This window comes from Sunxiuqinia dokdonensis, from assembly GCF_001270965.1.
Taxonomy (GTDB): Bacteria; Bacteroidota; Bacteroidia; order Bacteroidales; family Prolixibacteraceae; genus Sunxiuqinia; species Sunxiuqinia dokdonensis.
Genome location: NZ_LGIA01000049.1, coordinates 1 through 1,399 on the forward strand (window position 1 = coordinate 1; position 1,399 = coordinate 1,399).

The 1,399-nt window shown below is 42.2% G+C and carries 1 protein-coding gene; it reads left to right on the forward strand.

Annotation, left to right across the window (positions count from 1 at the left end):
• The first annotated feature begins 115 nt into the window (after positions 1-115).
• Positions 116-1,293 (forward strand): IS3 family transposase gene (locus NC99_RS05100; protein ID WP_204374902.1). Its coding sequence is split into 2 segments (ribosomal slippage): positions 116-374 and positions 374-1,293, totalling 1,179 coding nucleotides; the frame shifts between segments, so codons are not numbered across the junction.
• Positions 1,294-1,399: the final 106 nt, after the last annotated feature.

Here is a 1,399-nt window from a genome sequence, read left to right on the forward strand (position 1 = left end):
TGTAGCATTTCCACAGCTTGCAAGTGACCGTTATGCTATGCTGAATAGAGCCACCGCACAAACAGCACATTTGCCTGTACGGTGAGTTAAGCCATAAAAGCATTAACTTACAATTATGAATCAAATGAGAAAAAAGTTTGACAAGGAGTTCAAGCAAAAAGCAGTAGAACTTTCTTATGCACGAGGTAACGCCAGCGAGATTGCTGAAGAATTGGGAATCGATAGAACGTTGCTTTATCGATGGCGAAAAGAATTTAATCAATACAAAAATAATAGTTTCCCCGGTCATGGGAATCCGAAGATGACTGATTTGGAGCGCGAGAATGCCCGCCTGCAAAAAGAGTTACGAGAGGCAAAAATGGAGCGCGACATTTTAAAAAAGGCAATCAGCATCTTCTCCGCGAGCGATGGGAAATCTACCAGTTTATAAGTGATCACCGACCCCGGTTTTCTATTGAGATGATGTGTAAGGTATTCAAAATAAGCAAAAGCAGTTACTACCAATGGCTCAAAGGTGGCCCATCTAAACGCTGGATTGAGAACGAGCGATTGCTGGTGAAAATAAAGGAAATCTTCGAGGCCAGTTTCGGAAGCTACGGAAGTCCGAGGATTGCGCAGGAGCTTCGTACATTAGGGTACGTGGTTTCTCGTCAAAGAACTGCCCGTATTATGAAAACAGCCCGTATCAGGGCCAGAAGGAAACGAAAGTTTAAGTCCACCACTGATTCAAGGCATAATTACCCGATTGTTCCCAATATCCTGAACCGTGAATTTACGGTGACAAGACCGGGACAGGTTTGGGTTTCCGATATTACCTACATCAGAACCAGTAAAGGCTGGTTATACCTGACCGTTATTATCGACCTGTTCGACAGAAAGGTTGTTGGCTGGGCAATGAGCAAAGGCTTAAGTACTGAAGAAACCACGATTCCGGCATGGAGAATGGCTGTAAAAAACAGACCTGTCACACAGAAACTTGTTTTTCATTCCGACCGAGGTATTCAATATGCCTGCAACACATTCTCCAATTTACTGAACTCGAACAAATGGGTTTGCCGAAGTATGAGCCGAAAAGGTAACTGCTGGGACAATGCAGTAGCCGAAAGCTTCTTTAAAACCATAAAGGTTGAATTGGTCTATGAGAACCATTTTTCAAGCCAGGACGAGGCAAAACTTTCTTTGTTTGACTGGATCGAAACCTGGTATAACAGGAAACGCAGACACTCAGCTTTGGGATATAAAACAATGGAAGAATTTGAATTAATTAATAACAATCAAAAATTAGCTGCATGATACTTAACTATCCGTTCAGCTTTCTGTTGCATATCCACAGAATTTCATTACAAATACGATAATAGGGAAAAACAAACTAAGGCTGTCTTCTCTTCGGTCTTCTCCT